The following is a 4058-nucleotide window of genomic DNA, read 5'->3' as shown; positions in this document are numbered from 1 at the left end:
CACAGCCGTTAACGCCTGCGGCGGCGCAGAAGCAGCCTGACGGTGAGATGCTGAAAATGCTGACGCAGGCGCAAACTACGGGGGCGGGGTCTGCGCTTTTGCGTCAACTGGCGAGCGCGATGGCCGGGCAAGGAAAACAATCCATGCCGTCGGCTGAGCAGCACGCCACGGATTTATCGTCACTGTCGCCAAAGCTGCAAACGTTACTGGCATCGATCACCGAGAATTTGCCCCAGGCAACCCCGGATCAGCAGGCCAAACTGGCGACATTCTCCGCCCAGGATCTGCGCGCGATCGCGCCTGAACCTGTCTCGCTTTCGACCTCACAGCAAATTTCCGCCCGGGTGAAGTCAGCGGATCACGCCGTTCCTCGCCCGATGGCGGTGAGAAAAACGGATAGCGTAACGGTTAACCCATCGCTTGCGTCGCAAAGTTTGCTCAATACGGCGGCGCAGGGAAATCAGCCGGTAAATGCCCTGAGCGACCACAACGTGGTGTCGACGCAAGTTTCCGCGCCTACCACGCTGTCAACAGAGGAGCTCGGCGAGAAGCTCACCGCGCTGCTCAAAGACAGAATTCAGTTCCAGTTGGGTCAGCAACAGCAGGTGTCGACCATTCGTCTAGACCCGCCATCGCTGGGCAAACTGGAAATTGCCGTGCAGCTGGACGCAGGAAAGCTGATGGTGCACATCGGCGCAAATCAGAGCGATGTCTGCCGCTCGTTGCAGCAATTTAGCGAGAACTTACGCCAGCACCTCACGGCGCAGAACTTCATGGAAGTGAATGTTCAGGTCTCTTCCGAGGGACAATCGCAACAGCAACAACAGCAGTCAGGCCATCAACAGGACGAGGTGACGTCGGCGCTAACGCTTAACGACGAACCTCAATTTCAACAGAACGAATCCGTTCTGATCAAAGTGTAAAAGCAAGATGAAGAAAATTGTTATTGCGTGTGTGATCAGCTCTGTCGTTGCTCTGGGTATTGCTGGTGGGGCTGGATGGGGTATTTATCATTTTATGAATAAAGGTGCGACAGCTAAGGCAGCAAAACCCGCTGAGATACCCGAAGAAAATCAGGATGAGAGCAGCAGCATATTTGTCTCTCTGCCGGAAACGGTGGTTACGCTTCATGATAGTGAAGGGACAGACCGATACATGGTGGCAGAGCTGGTAATGGTCGTTGATTCAGAGAAAGACGCTGAAAAAATTAAGAAAGACGAACCGCTCTATCAAAGTATTACGGTAGATGAACTCTCGAATATGAAATATGAAGAGATTCGGGCGCTGAAGATCTCCGATATCAGAAAGAAAGTTTTTGAAAATCTGAAAATTGAATTAGCGAAACGCAAAATGGCGACACCGTATAAGGACATATTGGTGAAAAAAGTCGTGTTTCAATAAGCGACAAGCCAGGAAATAACATGATCCAGGATGCTTACGAGTCAGAAGATTTTAATGCGACGCCCGTGCTAACGCCAAAGCAAGAGAGCCATTATTTACAGGCTTATCTTCCTTTGGTGCGCAAAGTGGTGCGTCAACTTGCGCCGCAATGTACCTGCGTTATGGACAGGCAGGATATGGAGCAAACGGCGCTGATGGGATTGCTGAATGCGATTCGCCGCTATGGTCAACCGGATGAGGGCTTTGCCGGTTATGCCGTCCATCGTATCCGCGGAGCCATACTCGATGAGCTGCGCAGCCTCGACTGGCGGCCTCGTCAGCTACGACAAAAATACCATCAGATTAAAGATTTGATTCGTGATGCGCGTACTCAGCTCGGGCATGAACCCTCATGGGAAGAGCTTTCCCGGTTGGGTTTGTCGTCTGAAGATTATCAGGAATATCAACAGCTGGAAGGTGCCGAGTCGCTGGCCAGCCTGGATGAATTACTGAATGGCGATATACCGATTGCGCCGCTCGAAGGGCGGGGGCTTGAAGAACAATTCGTCACGCAGGAAATGCTGGGTTATGCCCTGAGCCAACTCAGCGAAAAGGAGGGACTGGTGCTCTCAATGTATTACCAGCACGATATGAATTTAAAAGAAATCGCGCTGGTATTAGGGCTGACTGAAGCTCGAATTTGTCAAATGAATAAAAAAATCACGCACAAGATTCGTGATTGTTTATATCCAGATTAACAATTCCGAATCAACATGCGGAGGACGTAATGCAAAAGATTTTTGGTTTATTGGTGGTTTTAGGCTGCGTATTTGGTGGCTACTTTGAGGCTGGCGGACAGTTAATTGCTATCTGGCAGCCGGCAGAAATTATTATTATCGTGGGGGCCGGTCTGGGGGCGATGATTATCGGTAACCCAATGCATGTGCTTAAAGAGATTGCTCACCAGATCAAAGGCGTGGTCAGCAAAAAGAAAATGGGGCCGGAGTTCCAGCGTCAGTTGCTGATGTGCCTGTATGAACTGCTGGAAATGGTGCAGAACGGCGGTCTGCGTATGTTGGATCAGCATATCGAACAGCCGGAAGAGAGTACCATTTTCCAGAAATACCCGCTGGTACTGACCCAGAAACGACTGGTGACCTTTATCGCCGATAATTTCCGTCTGATGGCGATGGGAAAAATTGATGCCCATGAGCTGGAAGGGATCCTCGATCAGGAACTGGATACCGCGGAAGAATCGCTGTTAACCCCTTCGCGCTCTCTGCAGCGTACCGCCGAGGCGATGCCTGGCTTCGGCATTTGCGCGGCGGTGCTGGGTATCATCATCACCATGCAGTCAATCGATGGTTCCATTGCGCTTATCGGCCTGAAAGTGGCGGCGGCGCTGGTGGGGACATTCTTAGGGGTCTTCATCTGTTATTGCGTGATGGATCCGCTGGCAAACGCCATGGAACAGCAGGCGCGGGCGGAACATTCGCTGCTCGAATGTGTACGTACCGTGCTGGTGGCGCAAGCGGGCGGTAAGCCGACGCTGCTGGCGGTTGATGCGGGACGTAAACTTCTTCATCTGGCTTCCAAACCCACATTCGCTAATCTGGATGCGTGGGTGAATGCGATGCTGGAGCAAGAATAAGCATGAGGAAGGGGCCAAATCGTCGCGATCGCGGCGCGAAAACCACCATTATCCGCCGACAAATCAAAAAGAATCATGCAGGTCATCATGGGGGAGCGTGGAAGGTGGCATTTGCTGACTTTACGCTGGCGATGATGGCGTTGTTTATGACGTTGTGGATTGTGAACAGCGTCAGTAAAGCTGACCGCGAAAATATCGTGGCGGCGCTGCATGGTCAGTCAATCTTTAACGGTGGCGGTATGGCGCCGTTAAATAAGCTGGGCAAGCAACCGATAGCGCCGGGAGCGCAGAAGAAAAACGTCACGCGCAACAAACTCGATAAAACCGTCAACCCACAGGAGACGGCGAAAATTACGGAAGAGAACGCGAAAAAGGCGCTGGATGTGAATGAAAAAGCGGTGCTGCTGAAACAAAAATCAGCCCGCGAATTGGGCGAACTGGCGACCGACATTAACGTTATCGCCCGCAATGCGCATATGGAAACTAACCTCGAGATGGAGATTGTTCCTCAGGGGCTGCGCGTACTGATTAAAGATGACCAGAATCGCAATATGTTTGAGCGCGGTAGCGCCAGGATTATGCCGTTCTTTAAATCGCTGCTGGTTGAACTGACCCCCGTGTTTGACTCGCTGGATAACAAGATAATCATCACCGGGCATACAGACGCGATGAGCTATAAGAGTAACATTTACAACAACTGGAACCTCTCCGGCGACCGCGCTTTGTCGGCGCGACGCGTGCTGGAGGATGCCGGAATGCCGCAGAATAAAGTCATGCAGGTCAGCGCGATGGCGGACCAAATGCTGCTGGATGCGAAAAATCCGGAAAGTGCCGGGAACCGTCGCATTGAGATCATGGTGCTGACGCAAAGCGCTTCCGATACGTTGTATCAATATTTTGGCCAGCAGGGAGAGAAGGTTGTGCAACCGCTGGTGGATAAGCTGGACAAGCAAAAGCAGGTGACTTCTTTACGTCAAAAATCTGCTCCCGTCACTCATTAATTCTGTTCTCGTCCCCCACGCAACGT

The 4058-nt window shown here is 51.8% G+C and carries 5 protein-coding genes; all 5 read left to right on the top strand.

Translation table 11 applies throughout. The features are described from left to right. A partial coding sequence (locus FDW87_RS07095) for a flagellar hook-length control protein FliK (RefSeq protein ID WP_252363060.1) occupies positions 1 to 923 on the top strand: 923 nt, incomplete at its 5' end. 7 nt (positions 924 to 930) lie between these two features. Further along, entirely contained in the window at positions 931 to 1401 is a 471-nt protein-coding gene (gene fliL, locus FDW87_RS07090; protein ID WP_047357630.1) for a flagellar basal body-associated protein FliL, read from the top strand. A 20-nt stretch (positions 1402 to 1421) separates the two neighbouring features. Continuing rightward, positions 1422 to 2138 carry a FliA/WhiG family RNA polymerase sigma factor gene (locus FDW87_RS07085; protein WP_046275416.1) on the top strand — a complete coding sequence of 239 codons (717 nt, stop codon included), beginning with the start codon at positions 1422 to 1424 and terminating at the stop codon, positions 2136 to 2138. Between the two features lie 29 nt (positions 2139 to 2167). After that, entirely contained in the window at positions 2168 to 3031 is an 864-nt protein-coding gene (motA, locus tag FDW87_RS07080) for a flagellar motor stator protein MotA (protein WP_016151859.1), read from the top strand. Between the two features lie 2 nt (positions 3032 to 3033). After that, a complete protein-coding gene (gene lafU, locus FDW87_RS07075; protein WP_046275418.1) occupies positions 3034 to 4032 on the top strand; it encodes a putative lateral flagellar export/assembly protein LafU in 999 nt (332 codons plus the stop codon). Positions 4033 to 4058 lie beyond the last annotated feature (26 nt).

Origin of the sequence: Citrobacter sp. wls826, from assembly GCF_005281245.1 — a bacterium.
GTDB lineage: Bacteria > Pseudomonadota > Gammaproteobacteria > Enterobacterales > Enterobacteriaceae > Citrobacter > Citrobacter braakii.
Note: the sequence above shows the minus strand (reverse complement) of the source record. Positions and strands in the feature narration are given on the sequence as shown.

What these genes read in the sequence shown, in the direction of transcription:
- motA (WP_016151859.1), top strand. Translation starts at nt 2,168, where the DNA reads ATGCAAAAGATTTTTGGTTTATTGGTGGTTTTAGGCTGCGTATTTGGT.
- fliL (WP_047357630.1), top strand. Translation starts at nt 931, where the DNA reads ATGAAGAAAATTGTTATTGCGTGTGTGATCAGCTCTGTCGTTGCTCTG.
- lafU (WP_046275418.1), top strand. Translation starts at nt 3,034, where the DNA reads ATGAGGAAGGGGCCAAATCGTCGCGATCGCGGCGCGAAAACCACCATT.
- FDW87_RS07085 (WP_046275416.1), top strand. Translation starts at nt 1,422, where the DNA reads ATGATCCAGGATGCTTACGAGTCAGAAGATTTTAATGCGACGCCCGTG.